Origin of the sequence: Streptococcus sp. HMSC062B01 (genome assembly GCF_001811085.1) — a bacterium.
Taxonomy (GTDB): domain Bacteria; phylum Bacillota; class Bacilli; order Lactobacillales; family Streptococcaceae; genus Streptococcus; species Streptococcus gordonii.
Window position 1 is genome coordinate 1 of sequence record NZ_KZ672779.1, and the last position, 250, is coordinate 250.

Annotated in this window: 1 protein-coding gene; it reads left to right on the forward strand. The window is 46.4% G+C overall.

Features of this window, described 5'->3' with window-relative positions; translation table 11 throughout:
• A partial coding sequence (locus HMPREF2780_RS03370; protein ID WP_158672288.1) for an Ig-like domain-containing protein occupies nucleotides 1–250 on the forward strand: 250 nt, incomplete at both ends.

Sequence of the window (250 nt, forward strand, 5' to 3'; positions counted from 1 at the left end):
GGTGATAAGACAGAAGGGCTTCAAGGTCAAGTACAAGAAGGTAAAGTGACCTTCACCCCAGGCCATGACTCAGTTCCATTCCCAGTTGATTCAACTCCACTATTTGACAATGGTACAGCTGTGAAAGAAGTTCCAAATGTTGGTAAGTTCGAAGTGGACGCAGATGGTAAGGTGACCTTCACTCCTGATAAACAGTTCAAGGGTGAAACACCAGAGCTTGAATTGACTCGTGTGGATGCCAACGGCACTC